20 protein-coding genes are annotated in these 20,760 nt (G+C 69.1%); 10 read left to right on the top strand and 10 right to left on the bottom strand.

Translation table 11 applies throughout. The features are described 5' to 3' along the window. Positions 1–201 precede the first annotated feature (201 nt). The 5 genes from ACE3SG_RS01320 to ACE3SG_RS01300 all read left to right on the top strand — a co-directional run bounded on the left by ACE3SG_RS01320 (position 202) and on the right by ACE3SG_RS01300 (position 4,291). Entirely contained in the window at positions 202–1,806 is a 1,605-nt protein-coding gene (locus tag ACE3SG_RS01320) for a DUF4331 domain-containing protein (RefSeq protein ID WP_374562112.1), read from the top strand. A gap of 22 nt (positions 1,807–1,828) precedes the next feature. Beyond that, a complete protein-coding gene (locus ACE3SG_RS01315; RefSeq protein WP_374562111.1) occupies positions 1,829–2,128 on the top strand; it encodes a hypothetical protein in 300 nt (99 codons plus the stop codon). Positions 2,129–2,241: 113 nt separating this feature from the next. Further along, on the top strand, positions 2,242–3,276 hold the full coding sequence (add, locus tag ACE3SG_RS01310) for an adenosine deaminase (RefSeq protein ID WP_374562109.1): 1,035 nt from the start codon (positions 2,242–2,244) through the stop codon (positions 3,274–3,276). A 17-nt stretch (positions 3,277–3,293) separates the two neighbouring features. Further along, entirely contained in the window at positions 3,294–3,818 is a 525-nt protein-coding gene (locus ACE3SG_RS01305) for a demethoxyubiquinone hydroxylase family protein (RefSeq protein WP_374562108.1), read from the top strand. 29 nt (positions 3,819–3,847) lie between these two features. Then, positions 3,848–4,291, top strand: coding sequence for a lysozyme inhibitor LprI family protein (locus ACE3SG_RS01300; RefSeq protein WP_374562107.1), 444 nt, complete (start codon positions 3,848–3,850; stop codon positions 4,289–4,291). 42 nt (positions 4,292–4,333) lie between these two features. Here the strand turns inward: ACE3SG_RS01300 and ACE3SG_RS01295 are convergent, their stop codons facing one another. Next, complete coding sequence (locus ACE3SG_RS01295; RefSeq protein WP_374562106.1) at positions 4,334–6,640, bottom strand: TonB-dependent receptor; 2,307 nt, start codon at positions 6,638–6,640, stop codon at positions 4,334–4,336. A gap of 194 nt (positions 6,641–6,834) precedes the next feature. Between ACE3SG_RS01295 and ACE3SG_RS01290 the strand changes: the two genes are divergently transcribed. Next, positions 6,835–7,575 (top strand): trans-aconitate 2-methyltransferase, encoded by a 741-nt coding sequence (locus ACE3SG_RS01290; protein WP_374562104.1) that lies wholly within the window; start codon positions 6,835–6,837, stop codon positions 7,573–7,575. Between the two features lie 58 nt (positions 7,576–7,633). Here the strand turns inward: ACE3SG_RS01290 and ACE3SG_RS01285 are convergent, their stop codons facing one another. The 6 genes from ACE3SG_RS01285 to ACE3SG_RS01260 form a co-directional block, all read right to left on the bottom strand. Beyond that, the gene (locus ACE3SG_RS01285; protein ID WP_374562102.1) at positions 7,634–7,936 is read right to left on the bottom strand and encodes a hypothetical protein; all 303 of its coding nucleotides are present in this window, start codon (positions 7,934–7,936) and stop codon (positions 7,634–7,636) included. Positions 7,937–7,992: 56 nt separating this feature from the next. Beyond that, positions 7,993–8,424, bottom strand: coding sequence for a hypothetical protein (locus tag ACE3SG_RS01280; protein ID WP_374562101.1), 432 nt, complete (start codon positions 8,422–8,424; stop codon positions 7,993–7,995). Positions 8,425–8,514: 90 nt separating this feature from the next. After that, on the bottom strand, positions 8,515–9,282 hold the full coding sequence (locus tag ACE3SG_RS01275; RefSeq protein ID WP_374562100.1) for an enoyl-CoA hydratase-related protein: 768 nt from the start codon (positions 9,280–9,282) through the stop codon (positions 8,515–8,517). Between the two features lie 48 nt (positions 9,283–9,330). After that, positions 9,331–10,668 (bottom strand): hypothetical protein, encoded by a 1,338-nt coding sequence (locus tag ACE3SG_RS01270; protein ID WP_374562099.1) that lies wholly within the window; start codon positions 10,666–10,668, stop codon positions 9,331–9,333. After that, the gene (locus tag ACE3SG_RS01265; RefSeq protein WP_374562098.1) at positions 10,665–12,269 is read right to left on the bottom strand and encodes an amino acid adenylation domain-containing protein; all 1,605 of its coding nucleotides are present in this window, start codon (positions 12,267–12,269) and stop codon (positions 10,665–10,667) included. Before ACE3SG_RS01265 ends, ACE3SG_RS01270 begins: the two co-directional genes overlap by 4 nt. 509 nt (positions 12,270–12,778) lie before the next feature. Continuing rightward, positions 12,779–14,008, bottom strand: a complete 1,230-nt coding sequence (locus tag ACE3SG_RS01260) for an SGNH/GDSL hydrolase family protein (RefSeq protein ID WP_374562097.1) — start codon at positions 14,006–14,008, stop codon at positions 12,779–12,781. Between the two features lie 244 nt (positions 14,009–14,252). Between ACE3SG_RS01260 and ACE3SG_RS01255 the strand changes: the two genes are divergently transcribed. After that, positions 14,253–15,170 (top strand): serine protease, encoded by a 918-nt coding sequence (locus ACE3SG_RS01255; RefSeq protein WP_374562096.1) that lies wholly within the window; start codon positions 14,253–14,255, stop codon positions 15,168–15,170. A gap of 108 nt (positions 15,171–15,278) precedes the next feature. Here the strand turns inward: ACE3SG_RS01255 and ACE3SG_RS01250 are convergent, their stop codons facing one another. From ACE3SG_RS01250 to ACE3SG_RS01240, 3 genes are read right to left on the bottom strand one after another with little or no spacing between them, the layout of a single operon-like run. Then, positions 15,279–15,626, bottom strand: a complete 348-nt coding sequence (locus tag ACE3SG_RS01250) for a low molecular weight protein tyrosine phosphatase family protein (RefSeq protein WP_374562095.1) — start codon at positions 15,624–15,626, stop codon at positions 15,279–15,281. 10 nt (positions 15,627–15,636) lie between these two features. Beyond that, positions 15,637–16,272: a response regulator gene (locus tag ACE3SG_RS01245; RefSeq protein WP_374562093.1), complete on the bottom strand. Its 636-nt coding sequence runs from the start codon at positions 16,270–16,272 to the stop codon at positions 15,637–15,639. After that, positions 16,269–17,426, bottom strand: coding sequence for a response regulator (locus tag ACE3SG_RS01240; RefSeq protein WP_374562092.1), 1,158 nt, complete (start codon positions 17,424–17,426; stop codon positions 16,269–16,271). The genes ACE3SG_RS01245 and ACE3SG_RS01240 overlap by 4 nt, the downstream gene beginning before the upstream one ends. Positions 17,427–17,606: 180 nt before the next feature. Here ACE3SG_RS01240 and ACE3SG_RS01235 point away from each other — a divergent pair, with 180 nt between their 5' ends. From ACE3SG_RS01235 to ACE3SG_RS01225, 3 genes are read left to right on the top strand one after another with little or no spacing between them, the layout of a single operon-like run. Beyond that, entirely contained in the window at positions 17,607–18,071 is a 465-nt protein-coding gene (locus ACE3SG_RS01235) for a hypothetical protein (RefSeq protein ID WP_374562091.1), read from the top strand. Positions 18,072–18,130: 59 nt separating this feature from the next. Then, complete coding sequence (locus ACE3SG_RS01230) at positions 18,131–18,493, top strand: response regulator (RefSeq protein ID WP_374562089.1); 363 nt, start codon at positions 18,131–18,133, stop codon at positions 18,491–18,493. A gap of 60 nt (positions 18,494–18,553) precedes the next feature. After that, positions 18,554–20,689, top strand: coding sequence for a chemotaxis protein CheA (locus tag ACE3SG_RS01225; protein WP_374562088.1), 2,136 nt, complete (start codon positions 18,554–18,556; stop codon positions 20,687–20,689). The last annotated feature ends 71 nt before the right edge of the window (positions 20,690–20,760 follow it).

The following is a 20,760-nucleotide window of genomic DNA, read 5'->3' as shown; positions in this document are numbered from 1 at the left end:
GATAGCAACTTTGAAGCCCAGTTCCTGAGATTGAGCGGCGTGGCGCGCCGGATCAAGCCCCTGGCGAAGAAACAGTTTCTGACGAGCACCTGCATCCGATCGGCGGGGTGGCCCGTAAAGGAGCCCACGGACGCTGCGGCAGACCTGACTTTGGTCAACCGCCGCGGCGCCGCCAGCCATTTCGTCTAGAGGAGCCCTGTTATGCACCCCATCCGTCCCCTGGCGCGGCGCGCCACGCCCATCGTCGCGGCCGCCCTGCTGGCCATCGCCGGCGGCGCCCAAGCCTCCAGCCACCGTGAAGCCCCGTTCATCACGACCTCGCCCAAGGTCGACGCGGCCGACTTCTACATGTTCAACAGCTACGAGTCGGGCCGCAGCAATTTCGTGACGCTGATTGCCAACTACCTGCCGTTGCAAGACAGCTACGGCGGCCCGAACTACTTCGACCTCGACGGCAACGCGCTGTACGAGATCCACGTCGACAACAACGGCGACGGCGCCGAGGACCTGACCTTCCAGTTCCGCTTCAAGAACGACCTGTCCAACGGCGGCGCCGGCATCACCGTGCCGGTGGGCGACCAGTCACCGCAGATCGCCCCGCTGCAAAAGGGCACCGTCAGCGAGCTGCGCGACCCCCACCTGCAGGTCAACCAGACCTACACCGTCACCCTCGTGCGCGGCGACCGCCGCACCGGCACCGCCGCGGCGGTGACCAACGCCAGCGGCGGCTCGGCCACCTTCGACAAGCCGGCCGACAACATCGGCTCGAAGACGATCCCCGACTACGCCGCCTACGCCGGCAAGCACGTCTACAACGTCAACATCCCCGGCTGCGCCACGCCGGGCAGGCTGTTCGTCGGCCAGCGGCAAGATCCGTTCGCGGTCAACCTGGGCGTGGTCTTCGACCAGGTCGCCGCGCCCGTGTCGGCCCTGACCGACCCGAACGCCATCGGCGCCTCGACCAGCACGCTGGCCTACAAGAACGTGACCGCGATCGCGCTCGAAGTGGCCAAGAGCTGCCTGACGCAGGGCAGCGAAACGGTGATCGGCGGCTGGACCACCGCCAGCCTGCGCCAGACCCGCTTGCTCGACCCGAGCCCGAAGGCCGGCCTGCAGACGGCCGAGCGCGCCGGCGGCGCCTGGACCCAGGTCTCGCGCCTGGGCATGCCGCTGGTCAACGAGCTGGTGATCGGCCTGAAGGACAAGAACCGCTTCAACGCCGCCAAGCCGAAAGACGACGGCCAGTTCGCCGGTTATGTGACCAACCCGTCGTACCCGAAGCTGCTCGAGTCGTACCTCGAGCTGCCCGGCGCAGCGCCGACCAACCTGCCGCGCAACGACCTGGTCACCACCTTCCTGACCGGCATCACCGGCGTCAACAAGCCGGCCAACGTGGTGCCGTCTGAAATGCTGCGGCTGAACACCGCGATCGCCGCGGTGCCGTACGCACAGCAAAACCGCCTGGGCATCGTCGGCAACATCCTGGCCGCCGGCAGCGACTCGGCCGGCTACCCCAACGGCCGCCGGCCGAAGGACGACATCGTCGACATCTCGCTGGTGGCGGTGATGGGCGGCCTGTGCGTGGCCAACGGCGACACCGATGCGCTGGGCTTCGGCGCGGCGTGCAAGCCCTCGGCCGTGCCGCTGGGCTCGGCGGTGTTCAACCTGAACGACAACGTCGACCAGGCGCAGCAGACCTTCCTGCCGGGCTTCCCGTACCTGAACACGCCGCTGTCGGGCGCCGGTGCGATGGCCGCGCAGGCCCAGGCCCTGGCGAAGCCCGCCAAGACCCCCAAGAGCCGCTGAAGGCAGAAAGAGGCAGGACCCCATGAACGCTTCTTCTTCGCTGCAACGCCTGTCGTGGCTGTTCGCCTGCACGGCCCTGGTGGCCGGCTGCGGTGGCGGTGGTGGCGACAACTCGCCGCCGCCCCCGCCCCCCCCACCCCCGCCGCCGGCGGCTGACCAGGTGCCGATGTCGGCCTTCGTGTCGCCCGAGTCGTTGTTCAGCTTCGCCCTCGAGCAGACCTCGGATACGAACACCGTCGAGACCAGCGAGCCGCTGAAGTTCGACCTGATCACCGCCGAGCCCCCGACCAGCGACGACAGCGAGCCCTCGCCCTTGACCTGAGCGCGAGCCGCCGGTGCCGCGCCGCGCGCGGCCGCTTCCTTGGGGGTACCTTCGGTGTTGCCCTTGGTCATACCCGCCCCCGCCGGCTGGTCGTGCATCGCCTACGATGGCGCATGCACGACCAGCCGATTTCCTTTGACACCCTGCGCCGCCTGCCCAAGGTCCTGCTGCACGAGCACCTGGACGGCGGCCTGTCGCACCGCAGCCTGCTGCGCCTGCTGCGCTCGCGCGGCATCGAAGCCCCGGCCGCCGACGAGGCCGGCCTGGCCGACTGGTTCACCGCCCGCGCCCATGCCGGCAGCCTGGTCGAATACCTGAAGGGCTTCGGCCTGACCGTCGCCGCGATGGCCGAGCCGGCCGCGATGCAGGCCGTGGCCTACGAGGCGGCCAAGGCCGCGCAGGAAAACGGCTGCGTGCTGGCCGAGTTCCGCATGGCGCCGCTGCTGCTGGAAAGCGACCAGGTCAGCGCCGAAGCGGCGGTCGAGGCGCTGCTGGCCGGGCTGATCCGCAGCCCGATGCCCTGCGGCCTGATCCTGTGCGCGATGCGCCACGAGCCGTCCGAGCGCAGCGAGCGCGTGGCGCGGCTGGCGCTGCGCTACCGCGACGACGGCGTGGTCGGCTTCGACCTCGCCGGCCCCGAGGCCGGCTTCCCGCCGAGCCTGCACGCCAAGGCGCTGGCGATCGCGCGCGACCAGGGCCTGCCCATCACGCTGCACGCCGGCGAGGCCGACGTGGCCGAGCGGGTGCTCGAAGCCGCCGCGCTCGGCGCCACCCGCATCGGCCACGGCGTGCGGCTGGCCGATTGGCTGGGCACCCCCGATGGCGAAGCCAAGCTCGCCCAGGTGCGCGAGAAGCACCTGCACCTGGAGCTGTGCCCGAGCAGCAACGTGCACACCGGCGCCGTGCCGTCGCTGCGCGAGCACCCGATCGGCCGCTTGTGGCGCGCCGGCGTGAGCCTGTCGTACCACACCGACAACCCGCTGATGTCGTGCACCACGATGACGGCGGAAGCAGCGCTGCTGCTCGAGCACCAGGGCTTGCAACTGGCCGACCTGCAGGCGATGGCGGTGCAGGCGGCCGAGCATTCGTTCCTGCCCGAAGCAGACCGTGCGCCGGTGCTGGCGGGCCTGCGTTCAGCTCAGGCGTGACGCCAAGCCCGGCGATGATGGCCGACACCGCGCTCGGTGGCCGCATCCTGAAGGTCAACCACGCCGGCGAGAACGGTGCGATCCACATCTATGCCGGCCAGGTCATCACCGCGCGGTGGACCGTCCCGGCGCTGGTCGACGAGTTGCGCGAATTCCAGTCGCACGAAGAGAGCCATCGCGCGATCTTCGCGTCCGAGTTGCAGCGCCGCGGTTTGCGGCAGTGCCGCAGCTACTGGCTGTGCGGTGCCGGCGGGTTTCTGCTCGGTCTGATCACCGGCCTGCTCGGCCGTTCGGCGATCGCGGCCACCACCGTCGCCGTCGAAAAGGTGGTGCTTGGCCACCTGCAGCATCAACTGCGCACACTGACCGGTCATGACCCCGCTGCCGTCACGGCGATCCACCAGATCGTCGACGAAGAGCAGACGCACCACGACCAATCCGCAGCCCACCTGGGCACGGCGGGCCGCTTCTGGCCCCAGTTGCTGACCCCGATCGTCGCCGCATCGACCGAGTCAGTGATCTGGCTCGGTATGCGGCTATAAACGATCCGTCAACCGGCCGGAGTCCTTTGATGTCGACTTTGCTTCGCGCACTGATCCTCGCCACCGCAACCGTCAACGCCCCCGCCTGGTCGACCGAAGCCACTCCTTCTTGCGAAGACAAGGCAACCACGCAAGGCGATCTGAATGCCTGCGCCGGTGGTGACATGAGGCGCGCCGACGAGCGGCTGAACGCGGTTTACCAGGCGGTACTGAAGAAGCATCAGGCCGACACCAGCTTCGTACGCAAACTGCAGGCCGCACAGCGGGCTTGGTTGGCGTGGCGGGATGCGGAGATGGAAGCGCTGTACCCCGGCCGTGCGGATCCTGCTGCCTATGGCAGCGTCTTGCCAATGTGCTGGAGCACCAAGATCGCTACGCTGACCAAGGCGCGCGCAGCACAGTTGCAGCAGTGGCTCGATGGCGTGCCCGAGGGCGAGGTCTGCGCCGGGTCGTTGTCGGTCGACCCCAAATGAAAAGGGCGCCTCGCGGCGCCCTCGCAACCAGGTCAGTCGATCTCAGAAGTTCATCCGGAAGCTCGCGCCGAAGGTGCGCGGGTCGTTGATGAAGCCGGTCAGGTTGTTGAAGTCGATGCCGCCGACCGCGACCACCTGGTTGGTGATGTTGCGGCCGTAGATCGCGGCTTCGTACTTGCCGTTGTCCCAGCTGTAGCCCAGGCGCAGGCCACCTTCGAGCAGCGGCTTGCCGGTGTATTCCTTCGCCTCGTAGAGGAAGAAGTTGATCTGGCTGCGGTAGGCCCAGTCGGTGAAGACGAACCATTCGCCGCCGCTGGCCGTCGGCAGGCCGTAGCGGGCGGTGAAGTTGAGCACCGTCTTCGGCGCCTGCGGCAGCGGGTTGCCGTCGATCAGCACCGTGCCGGCCGTCGGGCCTGCCGGGTCGGTGACGGTGCAACCGTTGCCGCAGGGCGCGATCGCCAGGTTCGGGTCGTCGATCTTGGTGTCGTTGTAGCTGGCGCCCAGCGTGACCATCAGGTTGTCGGTCACCATCGCACGCAGGTCGAGCTCGACGCCCTGGCCGATGGTGCGCTCGACGTTGACCAACCGGTTGAAGTTGGCGGTGCCGCCGACGGCGGTGACCTGTTGGTCCTTCACGGTGTAGCGGAACACGCTGGCCGACAGGCGCGCCCGGCGGTCGAACAGCTCGGCCTTCACACCGGCCTCGTACGACAGCACTTTCTCGGGTTGGGCCACCGTCACGTAGTCGGTCGCCGGGTTGCCGGCTGCGGGCGGGAACAGCAGGCGGCCCTGGATCGACGGGGCGCGGAAGCCGGTCGCCACGCGAGCGTAGACCTTGGTGTCCTTGTCGATCGAGTAGCTGCCGCTCAGGTCCCAGCTGGTGTTCGATGCGCGGGTCTCGGCCGGGATCTGGCCGACGAACGGTGCGCTGAAAGGCGGCGGCGTGATCCGGTCGGCCAGGAAGTCTTTCGTGTCACGCGTGTAGCGCAGACCACCGCGCACCTCGAACGCATCGCTGAAGCGATAGTTCAACGAGCCGAAGGCCGCCCAGGCGGTGTTGTCCTGCTTCTGCGTCGCGTAGCCGTTCTGCACGCCGCCGCCGAGCGAGTCGTAGTTGAAGCTCTCGATGAAGAGATGCTCCTTGAAGTAGTACAGCCCGCCCAGCCACTTCAGGCCGTTGCCGGCATCGCCTTCGAGGCGGAACTCTTGCGACAGCTGGCGGTGCTCGGGCATGCCGTCGGCCGACTCGGCGGCGAACGGGATTTCGCCGGGGCCATAGTTGCCGGCGCCGAGGAACGAGGCGCCATAACCGCCGTCGATGTCACCGCGGCTGTACGCATCGAGCGTTTCGTAGCCGGTGATCGAGTGCAGCGTCATGCCGCTGCCCAGGCCCCAGCGCAGGCGCAGGTTGGCGCCCTGGCTCGACAGGCGCTGTTCGTTCTTGCCGTCGGTCGAGATCTTCTCGGGGTCGAAGCCGTCGACCAGGTCGTTGGTGCCGGGCTTGATGATGTTGGCGCGGAACAGGCGCGCGCTGCCCTTCATCTCGCGGCCATGGATGTTGGCCAGCGCCGAGAAGTCGGCGTGCGGCGCGTACAGCACCTGGATGCGTGCGGCGCTGTCGTCGTAGCCTTCGAGCTTTTGCGTCGGGCCGGCGTCGTAGGTGTTTTCGACCCAGTCGTCGCGGTGCTGGATCTGGGCCGAGAAGCGGGCCGCCCAGTCGCCGCCCAGCGGCAGGTTGAAGGCACCGGCCAGGCTCGAGGTGCCGTAGGTGCCGTAGCTGGCGCTGACAAAGCCGTCTTGCTTCTGGCTCGGCTTGACCGATTCGAACTTGACCACGCCAGCCGGCGAGTTGCGGCCGAACAGGGTGCCCTGCGGGCCGCGCAGCACCTCGACCTGGGCCAGGTCGAACAGCGGGAAGCCCTTCAGCACCGGGTTCTCCTGCACCACGTCGTCGAACACCAGCGACACGGGCTGCGAGGCGTTCAGGTCGAAGTCGGTGTTGCCCAGGCCGCGGATGTAGAAGCGCGGGAACGCGCGGCCATAGGACGACTCGATGTTCAGGCTGGGCGTGCGGGCGGCCAGTTGGCGCACGTCCAGGCCGCCGCTGTTCAGCACTTCGAGCTCTTCACCCCGGATCGCGCTGACCGACTGCGGCACGTTGAGGATGTTCTCGGTGCGCCGCTCGGCCGTCACGGTGATGGTCTGCAGCTTGCCGGCTTCGTTGGCATCGGCAGCGGGTTGCTGCTGGGCCCAGGCGGCGGGCGCGAGGGTGACCAGGGCCAGCGCGGCGGCGGCGGCCAGGGGGTGCGGCCGGAGGGTCAGCGGCGCGGCGTGGAGGGCGGGGTGCATGTAGAACTTCTCCTCGGTGGTCTGATGGGACCGGGGCAGCCAAGCAAGGCTCATGCTCGGCCGGTGCAGCCGGCGATGCTATCCACCCGGGGGCTGCGCATCCACCTCGCCGCACCGCACTGTTGCGCGGATCACTCAAGCCGCACCCCTAGAACCCACACCCCGGCCGCCTGGCCCGACTACGATCGCTGCCGATGAAACTCCCGTGGCCGCTGCCCGCCCTGCTGACCTGGGCCGCCGCGTGGGCGCTGTTCACCGGCCTGCCGGCGCTGGGGCTGCCGGCGCTGGCGGCCTTCGGCGTGGCGCTGGCCGGCGTGACCGCCGTCGCCTGGTGGTGGCCCGCACCACGCTGGCGCAAGCTGATCGTCGTGGCGGGCTTTCCGCTGTCGATCGTCGCCACCGGCAGCGCGGTGGGTGCGCTGCCGGCTTGGGCCTGGCTGTTGCCGCTGGCGCTGCTGCTGGCCGTCTACCCGATGCAGGCTTGGCGCGACGCGCCGGTGTTCCCCACGCCGGCCCGGGCGCTGGCCGGGCTGGCGGCGCAAGCCCCGCTGCCGCCGCCGGCGCGCGTGCTGGACGCCGGCTGCGGCCTGGGCGCCGGGCTGCGGGCGCTGCACGCCGAATACCCCGCCGTGCAGATCGAGGGGCTCGAATGGAGCTGGCCGCTGGCCCTGTGGTGCCGGCTGCGCTGCCGCTTTGCGCGGGTTCGCCGCGGTGACATCTGGGCCGCCGATTGGTCGGGCTACGACCTGGTCTACCTGTTCCAGCGCCCCGAGAGCATGGCCCGCGCGCTGGACAAGGCCGGCCGCGAGCTGCGGCCCGGTGCCTGGCTGGTGAGCCTGGAGTTCGCCGCCGCCGGCTGGGTGCCGCAAGCGCGGCTGCAGAGCGTCGAGGGCAAGCCGGTGTGGCTGTACCGCGCGCCGTTCAAGCGGCGCTAGCGCTGGCGGGCGTCGACAGGTCGTCGGACGCGTGGATGCGCAGCTTGACCGCCCCCCCTCAGGGCGACGAGGCGGCGGAGGCCGGCAGGCCCAGCTTCTGGGCCGTCCGGTCGACGGCACGGCCGGTGGCCGAGGCCGCCTTTTCGAGCGCCTCGGCCGTCTTGCGCGCGCCGTGTTCGACCGCGCTGGCGGCCTTGGCCGCCCCATGCTGCACGGCCTGGCCGACCTTGGTGGCCACGGCCGAGGCCTGGCTGGCGGCGGCACTGGCCGCCTCGGCCGGCCCGGCCATCGCGGCCGAGGCCGCCCACAGCAAGGCCACGGCCACACCGGCGCGGCGGATGTTCATCAGACAAGCAGCCATCATCGCCTCCTGCAGACCAAGACTCGCGCAACGGGATGGAGTTCAACTCCGAACGCCTACAGCGCCGCGCCGGCCAGCGCCTGGATCTGCGCGTCGCTGATCTTCAGGTTCTTGTTGACGAAGCTGGGCGTCACGCAGACGGCGTTGCTGGCGCTCTTGGCGCAGACCGCGCGAAACATCTTGACCTGGAAGGCCTCGATGCCAACGCCCGACACGGGCGTCGACTCGGTGCCCATGGCCTGCTTCCACAGGCCGTACTGGTCGACCGTGCCCAGGCGCAGCACGATCAGGTCGCCGCCCCGCCCGTCCTTGTAGATCACGTCGGAGTAGGCCATGCCGCGCTGGCTCTTGGCCTTGATGGTGTGGGTCACGCCACTGACGCCCAGCGCCTGCGCCACCGCCGCGTCGGTCAATTCGCCGGCGCCGGCCAGCGGGCTGAACAGGGCCAGGGCGGCGCACGCCGCCGCAGCCATCGTCGTCGTCTTCATCGATTCAACCAGGCAGTTGCCAAAACCCGCACCATAGCGCAGCCGGCGCGCGGCGTCTGTGACCATCGATGACGGCCCGGCGCCGTGCCCTCAGCGCCCCTGAAACAGCGCGGGCCGTTTGTCGACGAAGGCCTGCATGCCCTCTTTCTGGTCTTCGGTCGCGAACAGCGCGTGGAAGGTGCGGCGCTCGAACAGCAGCCCCTCGCGCAACCCCAGCTCCAGCGCCCGCTCGACCGCCTCGCGCGCCACCATCGCCGCGGCCTTGCCGTGGCCGGCGATCTGCCGCGCGGCACCCAGCGTTTCGTCCATCAGCCGGCCCACCGGCACCACGCGCGAGACCAGCCCGACACGCTGCGCCTCGTCGGCGCCAATCGTGCGGCCGGTCAACACCATGTCCATCGCCACCGATTTGCCGACCAGCTTGGTCAGGCGCTGCGAGCCGCCCATGCCGGGGATCACGCCGAGCTTGATCTCGGGTTGGCCGAACTGCGCGTTGTCGGCGGCGAAGATCAGGTCGCACATCATCGCCAGCTCGCAGCCACCGCCCAGCGCATGGCCGGCCACCGCAGCGATCTTGGGCGTGCGCAGCGCGGTGAAGGCGTCCCAGCCGGCGAAGAAATCGGCGTAGAACATGTCCATGTAGCTTTGGCCTCGCATCTCCTTGATGTCGGCGCCGGCGGCGAAGACCTGGTCCGAGCCGGTGATGACAAAGCAGCCGACCGTGCGGTCGCGGTCGAAGGGCCGCAGGCCGTCGACCAGCTCGTGCATCAGGTCGGTGTTCAGCGCATTCAGCGCCTGCGGCCGGTTCAGGCGGGCGACGACGACACCGCCGTCGCGTTCGATCAAGACATCGCTCATGGCGAATCTCCAAGTAGGGTGGGTGGGGGCGCGCGGTACGGGTCCGGCTCAGGAATCCCAGATCGCGCCATAGGCCGGGATGCCGCGGCTTTCCATCGCGTGCACCACCTCGCGCGTCAGCTTCTGGTTGGCGATGCAGATCACCGCCTCGGCGTGGCCGGCGCGGTGCGCGGCGAGCGCCAGGTGCACCAGGTCGGGCTTGCCGCTGGCGTCGGTGTCCCAGATCAGCGCGTCGGGCTGCGCGGCCAGGATCTCGTCGACCAGCGCATCGCCATAGGTCTTGCGTGGGCTGCGGGTCGACCAGATCAGCTGCATCGGCACCCGCTGCGCCAGCAAGTGCGGCAGCACCGGGCCGATGCCGCTGCCGGTGGCCACGTAGACCACCTTCTTGAACAGCGTCTCGATGTTGGCCACGCCGGCGGTGGTGATGCCCTTGACCCACACATGCGACGGCAGGTCGTTGATGAAATCGCCGGTCCAGTCGCCCGCGCGCGAGATGATCAGCCGAAAGCCCTCTTCGCCCGGGGCCGGGATATTGGCGAACGAATGCCACTCGACCAGCGGGTTGCGGCTGACGGCGGTCGACGAGCCGGGGAACGGTGTCTCGCCATGGTTGAAGCGCACCACCGCGGCGTGGGTCGATGGCCGCACGATCTCGACCCGCACCTTGCGCAGCCGCAGCCAGGGCAGCGCGATGCTGGTGCTCAACACGATCAGCGTCCACCAGGCGGGCGATGCCCACAGCGCCTCGGCCAAGGGCCGCTCACCGCGCCGCGCATCGACGAACAGCAAGGCGTGGGCCCAGAACAGCGCCAGCGCCGCCCAGCCGCCGAAGCGGTGCACCAGCTCGAACCGGTTGTGCCAGCGCGTGCGGATCTGCGGCAAGGCCATCACGACGATGCCGGCCAGCAAGGCCACCAGCGCCCCGCTGACCGCCATCAGCGCGGTCGACACGCCCGATGCCTGCTGCCACCAGGCCCAGGTCGACGCGCCGGTCAGCACGCCAAACCACAGCGTCGCCACCACCGCGCAGCCGCTGTGCAAGCCGCCGAAGTGGTAGACCTTGCCCAGGTGCCAGCGAATCGCCAGCGGCCAGCTCGTCGGCGCGCGTGTGGCCAGCCAGAACAACAGGTTGACCACATACTGCTGGCGCACCAGCACCGCGACGGCAAAGTTCGCCAGCACCAGCTTCGACAGGCTGTCGAGCCGGCTCGGGGCGTCCCACCACCAGCCGCCTTCGGCCAGGCCCTGGCCCAACAGCGCGAGGTTCAACACCGACACCAGCACCACCAGCAGGTGGTAGTGCATCAGCCACGGGTGGGTGACCAGCCGCCGGACCGGGTGCACCGGCACCCGCGGCGCGAGTGGAAACTGGTTCTCGATCACGCCGGCACCTCTTGGCAGTCTGCGGTGTCCTGCCAATCGAACAGGCCCGACAGCTGCGCCAGCGACAGCAGCCGCCGCTTGTCGATCTTGCCGCGGTCGGTCATCGGCAGGCTGTCGAGCGCGATCACCGCCATCGGCACGCAGTAGTACGGCAGCGTGGCCGCCACCCGCTCGCGCGCGGCCTCGGTGTCGACCGTGCGCGGCGCAACGAACGAGACCAGCCCGCGGTCGTCGTATTTCAGCGTCGCGGCGCGCTCGCAGTGCGGCGCCTGCTCGAGCACGCTGGACACCGAATCGAGCTCGACCCGGAAGCCACGCACCTTGACCTGGTCGTCGACGCGGCCGAAGTGCTCCAGCTCGCCGTCCTCGGTCCAGCGGCCGAGGTCGCGGGTGCGAAACATCCGGTGGCCGGCGCCGAGGAAGGGGTCGTCGGCGTAACGCTCCGCGTTCAGCTTGTCGTTGTGCAGGTAGCCTGCCGACACGCAGGCGCCGCCCGCCCACATCTCGCCCAGGTCGCCGATCGCGCATGGCCGGCGCTGTTCATCGAGCACGTACACCGTGTTGTTCGGCGTCGGCTTGCCGATCGTCAGCCGGCGCCCGTCGGGCCGGTAGTGCTGCGCGGTGTTGACGATCGTGGTCTCGGTCGGGCCGCAGGCGTTGTAGAAGGTGCAGAAGCTGGCCCACTTGTCGGCCAGCGGTTTCGGGCACGGCTCACCCGCCACCGCCACCACGCGCACGTTGCGGCAGGCCTCGGCGTCGAGCTCGCTCAGGATGGTCGGCGTGGCGATCACCACGTCGGCCTGGCTCACTGCGTCGGCAATGCTGGCACCGCGGATCACCAGCGTCGCCCCATGCGCCAGGCAGCCGAGGATCTCCCAGGCCGCCATGTCGAACGCGATCGCCAGGATGTGCGAGACCTTCAAGCCCGGCCGCATGCCCAGCCGGCCCGGCTCGGTCAGCAAGATGTTGCAGACGTTGTGGTGCGTGACCTGCACGCCGTTGGGCATGCCGGTGGTGCCAGAGGTGAACAGCGTGAAACAGCCATCGGCGCCAGACACCGGCACGCGCGGAACGAAGCGCGCCACCGGCAGCTCGCCGAACGGCTCGGCCATGCACTCGTCGATCGCCAGGCACACACCGCCGGGCGGCACCGGCACCTGCGCCCGCAGGTGCGACAGCGTCAGGATCACCCGGGCCGACGAGACCTCGACCACATGCCGCAGCTGCGGCTCTTTCGCGACCCCCACGTGCTGCGGCACATACGACGCGCCGGCCTTCAGCACCGCGAGGATGCCGACCACCATCTCGATCGAGCGGTGCACGAACAGCGCAACCCGGTCGCCGGTGGCCACGCCGTGCTGGGCCAGCCGCTGCGCGAGCCGGTTGGCCTGCCGGTCCAGATCGGCGTAGCTGATGCGCCGGTCCAGGTGCTGGGCCGCGACGGCGTCGGGCTGCGCCAGCGCGTGTGCCTCGAACGCGTGGTGGATGCAGCGGTGCGGCAGATCCTGCGAGGCCCCCTGGCCGAACCGCTCGAACAGCCGCCGGTCGACGGCCGACAGCGACGCCATCGCCGCGCGTGAGAAGCGCAGCGCCGGTGTCACAAAACGTTCGAGTTCTACTGACTCATGCGGGTCAGAAAGGCTTGGCCGGGCGGTCATCGGCGCCCATGCAGCACCGGGCAGTCCGGCGCGTTCCTCGCGTGCAGTTCTCATGTCGCTCCCCTTGCGCGCCTTCAGGCGCGTTGCGGCGTTTCGCACCAAGGCCGACGCTGCGCTCGGGCAGCCGGCCCACGATGACCAGGCTGCGGTTCACGGCGTGGTCTTGCGGTGAGTGCCGGCCCATGCACTGCGTGGTTGTCACGAGTTAGGGGGAGGAGCGCGCAACGCTTTGCAACCAGACGGGCGTGCAGACGCAAGCCTCGCTGCGGCCAGTGCGCGTCATTGGCCGGTTAGAAAAAAAGGTTGTCTGCCGAGTGAAAAGCATCGACATCTGGGGCAGCGCGCGGCGCGACCGCCCCCGGCCAGAGGACGCTTGGGGCGGGCTTGTCGGCGGGCCACGCAGCGACCCCCTAACTTACATGGTCCGCGCTCTTCGGCGGCGCCGTCCGGCGTCAGTGCTTCAGCAAGCCCAGGTCCACCGCCGCCGCCATCGCGCGGTAACCGGCGTCGTTGGGGTGGGTGTGGTCGCCGCTGTCGAAGTCGGGCCGCAAGCGGTCCGGCTGGGCGGGGTCGCGCACGGCCAGGTCGAAGTCGACCACCGCGTCGAACGCTTTCGAACCGCGGATCCAGCGGTTGACGGCCTGCCGCTTGGCCTCGGCGGTGGGTGTCTGCGCCCACCGGCCTTCGGCGCCGGTGCGTGGCATCAGCGTGCCGCCCCAGACCTGCGCGCCGCCGGCGTGGGCGCGTGCGATCACGGCCCTCATGCCGTCGATGATCTGCTCAGCCGAGGCCTGCTCTTGCGGCGCCGGCAGCATGTCGGAGGCGGTGATGTCGTTGACGCCCTGCAGCAGCAGCACCCAGCCGAGGCCGGGCTGGCTCAGCACGTCGCGCTCCAGGCGCGCCAGCGTGCTCGGGCCGATGAACGGGTCGGTGCCGTCGCGCAGGATGCGGTTGCCGGCGATGCCCTTGTTGGCCACGCCGATCGAAGCCAGCGCCGGGTCGGCCTGCAGCCGCTCGGCCAGCGCGTCGCTCCAGCGAGCCGGGTGGTCGGGCGTGGAGCCGATACCGTCGGTCAACGAGTCACCCAGCACCACCAGCGTGCGCGCCGAGGCACCGGCGGCGACCTCGACATCGGTCACGAAGTAGCGGCTGTCGTCGGTGGTGCCGGCCGGCAGCGTCGGCGCCGCCGTGGTGTCGCCGCCCTCGACCAGGTAGACGGTCTGCAAGCCGTTGCTGTGCACGGTGGATGCCCCGCTGCCCTGCGGCAGGTACAGGCTCAGCGCCAGGTCTTGCAGCGGCGCCACGGTCATCGGCACCGCATCGCTGCGCACGCTGGCGCCGGGGGCGATCGTCACGGTCGGCTGGCCGCCGAAGCTCAGGCGGCGGTCGGTGCCGGGCTGGACGGCCGCCCCCGCCGCATGCAGCGCCAGGTGCACCGGGCCGATCGTCAAGGGCGTGGTGCCGAACAGGTTGGACAGGCGCACACGCACGGCCGAGCCCCCGGCGCTGGTGCGCAGCACCTGCCGGATCGTCTGCGGTTTCAGCTCGGGGCCCGCCAGGTCCGGCGCTGCGGCCCAGGTGGTGGCCCACGCTGGTTCGGCCGCGGACACCGGTTGCACGGCCAGGCCGGCCCACAGCCACCAGGCGAGCGCCGCGCGGCGCGAGAGCGAACACATCAACATCGGCAGCATCCGTTCAATGGAAAAGTTAGCTTCGACACCACCCGATGCCGCAGGTTCCCAGGCCCATGCAACACCTGGTCACTGATCATCGCTGATCCTTGCGCGCAGGCTTGCTCGGCAAGATGCGTCGGCGCATTCGGCCCTGGCCGGCCCTTCCCCCGGCCGCCACGGCCTCGCGTGGCCTTGCGGCGCGCCCCCTCGCCGCGGGGCCGGTTCAACCCCGACCCTTCAGTGGAGACACCCCATGACCTCGACCCTGATGATGTTGAACGTTTCGCGCCGGCGGCGGCTGCAGCTGGCTGCCGTGGCGGCCCTGTGTGCCGGCATGGCCGCACCGGCGCTGGCCCAGTCGGGCAACCCGCAGCGTGACCGCGTGCATGCGATCGAAGCCGAGATGGCCGCCTATTGGGGCATGGACCTCAACGCGCAACCCGAAGTCGTCGGCGGCAAGACCGCCAAAGACGGCAAGTGGCCGTTCATGATCGCGCTGCTGGACGCCGGCACCTCGAGCAACTACGACGCGCAGTTCTGCGGCGCCTCGCTGATCAGCAAGCGCGACGTGCTGACCGCCGCGCACTGCGTGAAGGGCACCCAGCCGAACCAGATCCAGGTGCTGGTCGGCACGCAAGACCTGAAGAACGGCGGCCGGCGGGTGAACGTGGCCCGCATCACCGTCCACCCGAAGTACAGCACCCGCACCAGCGACTCGGATGTGGCGGTGCTGCGGCTGGCGTCCGATGTCACCGACATCACGCCGGTCGAATACGCCAGCACCTTGAAGGAAGAGAACAAGTTCGCCGCCGCCGGCAAGCCGGTCTGGGGCATGGGCTGGGGCGAGACCGAGACCACGCCGCACTTCCCGCCCGAGCTGCAGAACGTCAAGGTGCCGGTGACCGACCGCACCGTGTGCAACGCGGCCGACGCCTACAACGGCAAGATCACCGACACGATGCTCTGCGCAGGCCTGCAAGAAGGCGGCAAGGACACGTGCCAGGGTGACTCGGGCGGGCCGCTGGTGTCCAAGGGCCCCGACGGCACGTTCCATCTGCAGGTCGGCGTCGTCAGCTGGGGTTATGGCTGCGCCGACCCCAACCACTACGGCATCTACTCGCGCATGGCCATGCTCGGCGGCTGGGTGAAAGAACAGGTCGCCGCGCCCTGACACCGGCTGGAGGGATCGATTGGAGGGAAAGCCAGCCCCTTCAGCGATGGGCTGGCCCGGCGCCGCGGCGGGTGGCCGCGGTGCCGGCGCCCCGGCGGGTCTGGGGGTCTACCCGGCCCGCCGGGGTGGTCGCATGGCCAGAAACGGCGGCACCTTGCGTTCGAGCAGCTCGATCAGCGCGTCGTCCATGTATTCGTACTCGTCGGGGATGCCGAGCACGACGATGCGTTTGCCGTTCAGGTGGCGCTTGAACTTCTTCGTGATCTTGTCGCGGTGCGCCCGCTCCATCACGAAGATGATGTCGGCCCACTCGATCAGTTCGACACCGATCGGCACGTTGGCCGAGTCGTGAACGCCGGCCGACTCGCATTCGACGCCCTCGTACTGCGAGAACACATGCTCCGCCGTGGGGCTGCGCAGCCGGTTCTGCGAGCAGACGAACAGCGCGCGGATCATGCCCCCGGCGTCACTCGCCGACCAGCCCGTTGCGGATCGCGTAGACCGTCAGCTCGGAGTTGTTGGTCAGGCCGAGCTTTTCGAGCACCCGGGCCCGGTAGACGCTCACCGTCTTGGGCGACAGCGTCAGCTCGTTGGCAATGTCGGCCAGGCGCTTGCCCGAGGCGATCATCACCAGCGTCTGCAGCTCGCGGTCGGACAGTTTTTCGTGCGCGTTGGCCACCTCGGGCGTGGTCAGGCTCTCGACCAGCATCTGCGCGATCTCGGGCGTCACGTACTTGCGGCCCTGCGCCACGGTGCGCACCGCCTGCACCAGCAGGTGCGGGTCGCCGCCCTTGTTGACATAGCCGAAGGCGCCGGCCCGCAGCGCGCGGATCGCGTACTGGTCCTCCGGGTACATGCTGACGACCAGCACCTTGACCGTCGAGCCCTCGTCTTTCAGCACGTGCAGCACGTCCAGCCCGCTGCGCCCGGGCATGTTGATGTCCAGCACCAGCACGTCGCAGCTGCCCTTGCGCATCAGCGTGCGCAGCTCGCCATAGTCGCCGGCTTCGCCGATGACCTCGATGTCGGGTGCGTCGGACAGGGTGTCGCGAATGCCGCGGCGGATCAGCGCATGGTCGTCGCACACGATCACTCTAGTCATAACTCTCCCCAAGCAGACGGATCGTGTTCGGAATCGCCGGGGTGGGTGCCCTCGGCGGGGCCGGTGGTGTAGTGCCCCAGCGGGATCGAGAGTATCAGCGTCGTGCCGGCCGCGCTGCTGGAAAGGTCGACCCAGCCGCCGACGGTGGACGCGCGCTCATGCAGCCCGCGGATGCCGAAGCTGCGTGCCTTGGTCAGGTCGGCCTCGGACAGGCCGCGGCCGTTGTCGCTGACCTCCAGTGACAGCACCCCCTGCACCAGCGACAGGTCGATGCTGACCCGGGTCGCCTGGGCGTGCTTGCTGATGTTGGTGAGCGCTTCCTGCGCGGTGCGGTAGGCCACCAGCGGCACGCCGGGCGGCAGCTGGGGGTTGTCGTGGCTGGTGCGAAAGGTGCAGACCACGCCGGTGCGGCGCTCGAAGCGGTTGGCCATCCACTGCAGCGCGGCCACCAGGCCTTGCTCGAGGATGGCCGGGCGCAGGTTGTGCATGATGCGCTGGCTGGCCTCCAGCGCGTGGGTGACCGTCTCCATCGCGCTGTCGAGCCGAGCCTTCAGCTCGGGCGTGGCGGCGTGGCGGGCCATCCAGGCCAGGTCGAACTTCAGCGCCGACAACGAGCCGCCCACGTCGTCGTGGATCTCGCGGGCGATCGCCGCGCGCTCCATCTCGACGCTGGTCTGCAGATGCTGGGCCAGCTCGGACAGCCGCTGGCGCGACGCCGCCAGCTCCCGGTCGGCCCGCTGGCGGGCCCGCAGCGTCTCGAACGCGTCGATCGCATGCTCGGTCGCCGGGGCCAGCCGCGCCAGGTTGGCCTTCAACAGATAGTCGGCGGCGCCGTTGCGCATGGCCTGCACCGCCACGTCTTCACCGATTTCGCCCGACACCAGGATGAACGGCACCTGAACGCCGCTTTCACGCAGGATGTCCAGCGCGTGCAGGCCAGAGAAGCCGGGGATGTTGAAGTCCGACAGGATCACGTCCCAGCGCTCGCGCAGCGCCGCCCGGAAAGCCAGCTCGCTGTCGACCCGCAGCGCCTGCACTTGTGCCCCGCCGCGGCGCAGGTGAGCCATCGCTAACTCGTGATCGAGTTCCGAATCTTCGATGTGCAGCACGCGCAGGCTACGGCTTGGCGTGTTTGCGCCGATATCGCCCTTCATGGGTCGAGTATCGCGCAGCCTCTGGGATGCAGGTGCGAGGCCCTTTGGCGGAATTAGGCCCTGTTTTGACCCGGTGATCGGGTCAATAAGCAGGCCGCTGCTGCCGAAAAATCCCTGACAACTTCCGAGCAGGCCGACGACGGCTGCGCCCGGACCCACGAAGAGCACCGCGGAGCCACGATGCTGAATTCTGAAAGCCCCGGACAGGACACCAGCCCCGGCCTGCCATTGTTGGCGGCGGCGGACTTGCAGGACCATCTGATGGTGGCCAGCAACGACCTGGAGCGGCTTCAGCGCCTGCTGGACGACGCCAGCGAGACGCTGTCCGGTCATTTCTACGGGGCCTCGAGCCAGATCCACGACCTGATCCGGGTCGCCGCGGCGGTGCCGGGTGCCAACCAGGAGGCGATGCAGGACGCGATGCAGAACCTGGCTGGCGCGATCACCGCACTGCAGTTTCACGACATGGCGATCCAGCTGATCGCTCACACGCAAAAGCGACTGCGCTCTTGCGTCGACCGAATCGCCCGGGATGCGATGGGCGAAGACGATGAAGATGGTTCCACCATCGTCGAGGACGGCCCTGGCCGACCGAACCCGGTCACCCAGGACGAGATGGACGCCGGATCCATCGAGCTGTTCTGACCCCTTCCCCTTTCCAAGCCCCCGCCCCCAATCCCTTCCAGATTTTTCGGAGAAAAGCGATGCACTCGATTCTTGCCGTGGACGATTCGCCCTCGATGCGCCAGATGGTGGCGTTCACCCTCAAAAACGCCGGCTTCAACGTCGTCGAGGCGGTGGACGGCCAGGACGCCTGGGAGAAGGCCGGCACCCGCGACTTCAACCTGGTGCTGACCGACCAGAACATGCCCCGCATGGACGGCATCAGCCTGACCAAGAAGCTGCGCGAGAACCCGAAATTCAAGGCCACGCCGATCCTGATCCTGACCACCGAGTCCAGCGACCAGATGAAGCAGGCCGGCCGCGCCGCCGGTGCCACCGGCTGGCTCGTCAAGCCTTTCGACCCCGCCAAGCTGATCGAAGTGATCGGCAAGGTCATCCGCTGATCCAGCGGATGAGCCTGGAAGGGCACAAGGGCAACACGACGACGAAGTGAGGAGCCAGACATGGCCGAAATGACGAGCGACAACAGCAGCCTGGGCGATGGCATCGACCTGAGCCAGTTCTATCAGGTGTTCTTCGAGGAAGCCGGCGAGAACCTCGAGAACATGGAGCAGAAGCTGCTCGAGCTGGACGTGGACGCCGCGGACGACGAAGAGTTGAACGCGATCTTCCGCTGTGCCCACTCGGTCAAGGGCGGGGCAGCGACGTTCGGGTTCTCCGATGTCGCCGAGCTGACGCACCACATGGAAACGCTGCTGGACAAGCTGCGCCGCCATGAGCTGCAACCGAATTCGCAGATGGTCGACGTGCTGCTCGCCTCGGGCGACGCACTGAAGGCCTTGCTGGCGCGCCACCAGGGCGTGGGCGGCGACGCCGTCGACACGCGCGAGCTGGTCGCCCACATCCGCGCGCTGGCCGAAGGCGGCAGCGCGCCCGCACCGGCGCCCGCCCCCGTGGCCGCCGCCCCCGCGCCCGCGCCGCTGGCCATGCCGAAGAACGGCGTGATCGCCCGGGCCATTGCGCTGACCGTCGGCCCGCTGGAAGACCCGGGCGTCGCGGACGGCCTGTTCGACCTGTTCAAGGAAATCACCAACCTCGGCACGATCGAGGCCCTGTCCAACGGCCAGAGCGCCGAAGGCATGCGCCGCTTCAAGATCGTGACGACCTCCAGCGACAACGACCTGCTGGACCTGTTCACCTTCCACATCGCCCGCGAGCTGATGCGGATCGACCCGATGGACGCCGGCTACGGCTTCTTCCACGAGAACGCCGGCGCCCCGAAAGAAGAGTCGCCGCCCGACCTGGGCTACGGCTTCTTCGACGACGCCCCCGGCTCGCCGGTGCAGGCCAGCGAAGTCAACACCGCCGCCACGCCGGAATCGACCCCCGAGGCCGCTGCCGCCGCGCCTGTCGCGCCGACCGCCCCGGTGGCCAAGCCCGCCGGCCGGGCCGAAGCGCGCGCTGCCGCCGGTTCTGAATCGGCCACGCTGCGCGTGTCGGTCGAGAAGGTCGACCAGCTGATCAACCTGGTCGGCGAGCTCGTCATCACCCAGGCGATGCTGGCGCAGAACAGCAAGAACGTCGATGCCGCGCTGAACCAGCAATTGCTGAGCGGCCTGACCGACCTGGAGCGCAACACCCGCGACCTGCAGGAAGCGGTGATGTCGATCCGGATGATTCCGATGTCGATCGTCTTCAACCGCTTCCCGCGCATGATGCGCGACCTCGCCGCCAAGCTGGGCAAGAAGGTCGAGCTGGTCACGCAGGGTGAAGCCACCGAGCTGGACAAGGGCCTGGTCGAGAAGATCACCGACCCGCTGACCCACCTGGTGCGCAACTCTTGCGACCACGGCATCGAGCTGCCGGCCGACCGCCTCGCCAAGGGCAAGCCCGAGCACGGCACCGTCACGCTGGTCGCTTCGCACCAGGGCGGCTCGATCGTGATCGAAGTGCGCGACGACGGCCGCGGCCTGAACCGCGCCAAGCTGCTGGCCAAGGCCCGCGAGCGTGGCATCGACGCGCCCGATTCGATGACCGACCAGGAGGTCTACGGCCTGATCTTCGCGCCGGGCTTCTCGACCGCCGACCAGGTGACCGACGTCTCCGGCCGCGGTGTCGGCATGGACGTGGTGAAGAAGAACATCACCTCGCTGGGCGGCACGGTCGAGATCGACTCGGCCGAAGGCTACGGCATGAGCGTGAAGGTTCGCCTGCCGCTGACGCTGGCCATCATGGACGGCATGTCGATCGGTGTCGGCGACGAGTGCTACATCCTGCCGCTGTCCTCGGTGGTCGAGTCGTTCCAGGTCGAGGCCTCGATGATCAAGACCATCGGCGGCACCGGCCGCGTGGTCGAGGTGCGTGACGAGTTCATGCCGGTGATCGACCTCGAGAAGGTCTTCGATGTGCCGCGCTTCGACTTCGAGAACGTCTCGAACATCATGGTCGTGGTCGAGGCCGAAGGTGGCCGCGTGGCCCTGCTGGTCGACGAGCTGCTGGGCCAACAGCAGGTCGTGGTGAAGAACCTCGAGGCCAACTACCGCAAGGTGCAGGACGTGTCCGGCGCCACCATCATGGGCGACGGCCGCGTCGCCCTGATCCTGGACGTGGGGGCCCTGGTGCGCCACAGCCGCCACTGACCCGCCGACTCAGCGAACGCGCACTGCCACGCGTTCGCCCCCAACGCCCCGCAGCCTCATCTTTCAGACGG

Source organism: Ideonella sp. (assembly GCF_041914305.1).
GTDB lineage: Bacteria > Pseudomonadota > Gammaproteobacteria > Burkholderiales > Burkholderiaceae_C > Ideonella.
This window is presented reverse-complemented; position numbering and strand designations above follow the sequence as displayed.

Coding starts and splice junctions, on each gene's coding strand:
- ACE3SG_RS01320 (WP_374562112.1), top strand. CDS start 202: ATGCACCCCATCCGTCCCCTGGCGCGGCGCGCCACGCCCATCGTCGCG.
- ACE3SG_RS01315 (WP_374562111.1), top strand. CDS start 1,829: ATGAACGCTTCTTCTTCGCTGCAACGCCTGTCGTGGCTGTTCGCCTGC.
- add (WP_374562109.1), top strand. CDS start 2,242: ATGCACGACCAGCCGATTTCCTTTGACACCCTGCGCCGCCTGCCCAAG.
- ACE3SG_RS01305 (WP_374562108.1), top strand. CDS start 3,294: ATGGCCGACACCGCGCTCGGTGGCCGCATCCTGAAGGTCAACCACGCC.
- ACE3SG_RS01300 (WP_374562107.1), top strand. CDS start 3,848: ATGTCGACTTTGCTTCGCGCACTGATCCTCGCCACCGCAACCGTCAAC.
- ACE3SG_RS01295 (WP_374562106.1), bottom strand. CDS start 6,640: ATGCACCCCGCCCTCCACGCCGCGCCGCTGACCCTCCGGCCGCACCCC.
- ACE3SG_RS01290 (WP_374562104.1), top strand. CDS start 6,835: ATGAAACTCCCGTGGCCGCTGCCCGCCCTGCTGACCTGGGCCGCCGCG.
- ACE3SG_RS01285 (WP_374562102.1), bottom strand. CDS start 7,936: ATGGCTGCTTGTCTGATGAACATCCGCCGCGCCGGTGTGGCCGTGGCC.
- ACE3SG_RS01280 (WP_374562101.1), bottom strand. CDS start 8,424: ATGAAGACGACGACGATGGCTGCGGCGGCGTGCGCCGCCCTGGCCCTG.
- ACE3SG_RS01275 (WP_374562100.1), bottom strand. CDS start 9,282: ATGAGCGATGTCTTGATCGAACGCGACGGCGGTGTCGTCGTCGCCCGC.
- ACE3SG_RS01260 (WP_374562097.1), bottom strand. CDS start 14,008: ATGTTGATGTGTTCGCTCTCGCGCCGCGCGGCGCTCGCCTGGTGGCTG.
- ACE3SG_RS01255 (WP_374562096.1), top strand. CDS start 14,253: ATGACCTCGACCCTGATGATGTTGAACGTTTCGCGCCGGCGGCGGCTG.
- ACE3SG_RS01250 (WP_374562095.1), bottom strand. CDS start 15,626: ATGATCCGCGCGCTGTTCGTCTGCTCGCAGAACCGGCTGCGCAGCCCC.
- ACE3SG_RS01245 (WP_374562093.1), bottom strand. CDS start 16,272: ATGACTAGAGTGATCGTGTGCGACGACCATGCGCTGATCCGCCGCGGC.
- ACE3SG_RS01240 (WP_374562092.1), bottom strand. CDS start 17,426: ATGAAGGGCGATATCGGCGCAAACACGCCAAGCCGTAGCCTGCGCGTG.
- ACE3SG_RS01235 (WP_374562091.1), top strand. CDS start 17,607: ATGCTGAATTCTGAAAGCCCCGGACAGGACACCAGCCCCGGCCTGCCA.
- ACE3SG_RS01230 (WP_374562089.1), top strand. CDS start 18,131: ATGCACTCGATTCTTGCCGTGGACGATTCGCCCTCGATGCGCCAGATG.
- ACE3SG_RS01225 (WP_374562088.1), top strand. CDS start 18,554: ATGGCCGAAATGACGAGCGACAACAGCAGCCTGGGCGATGGCATCGAC.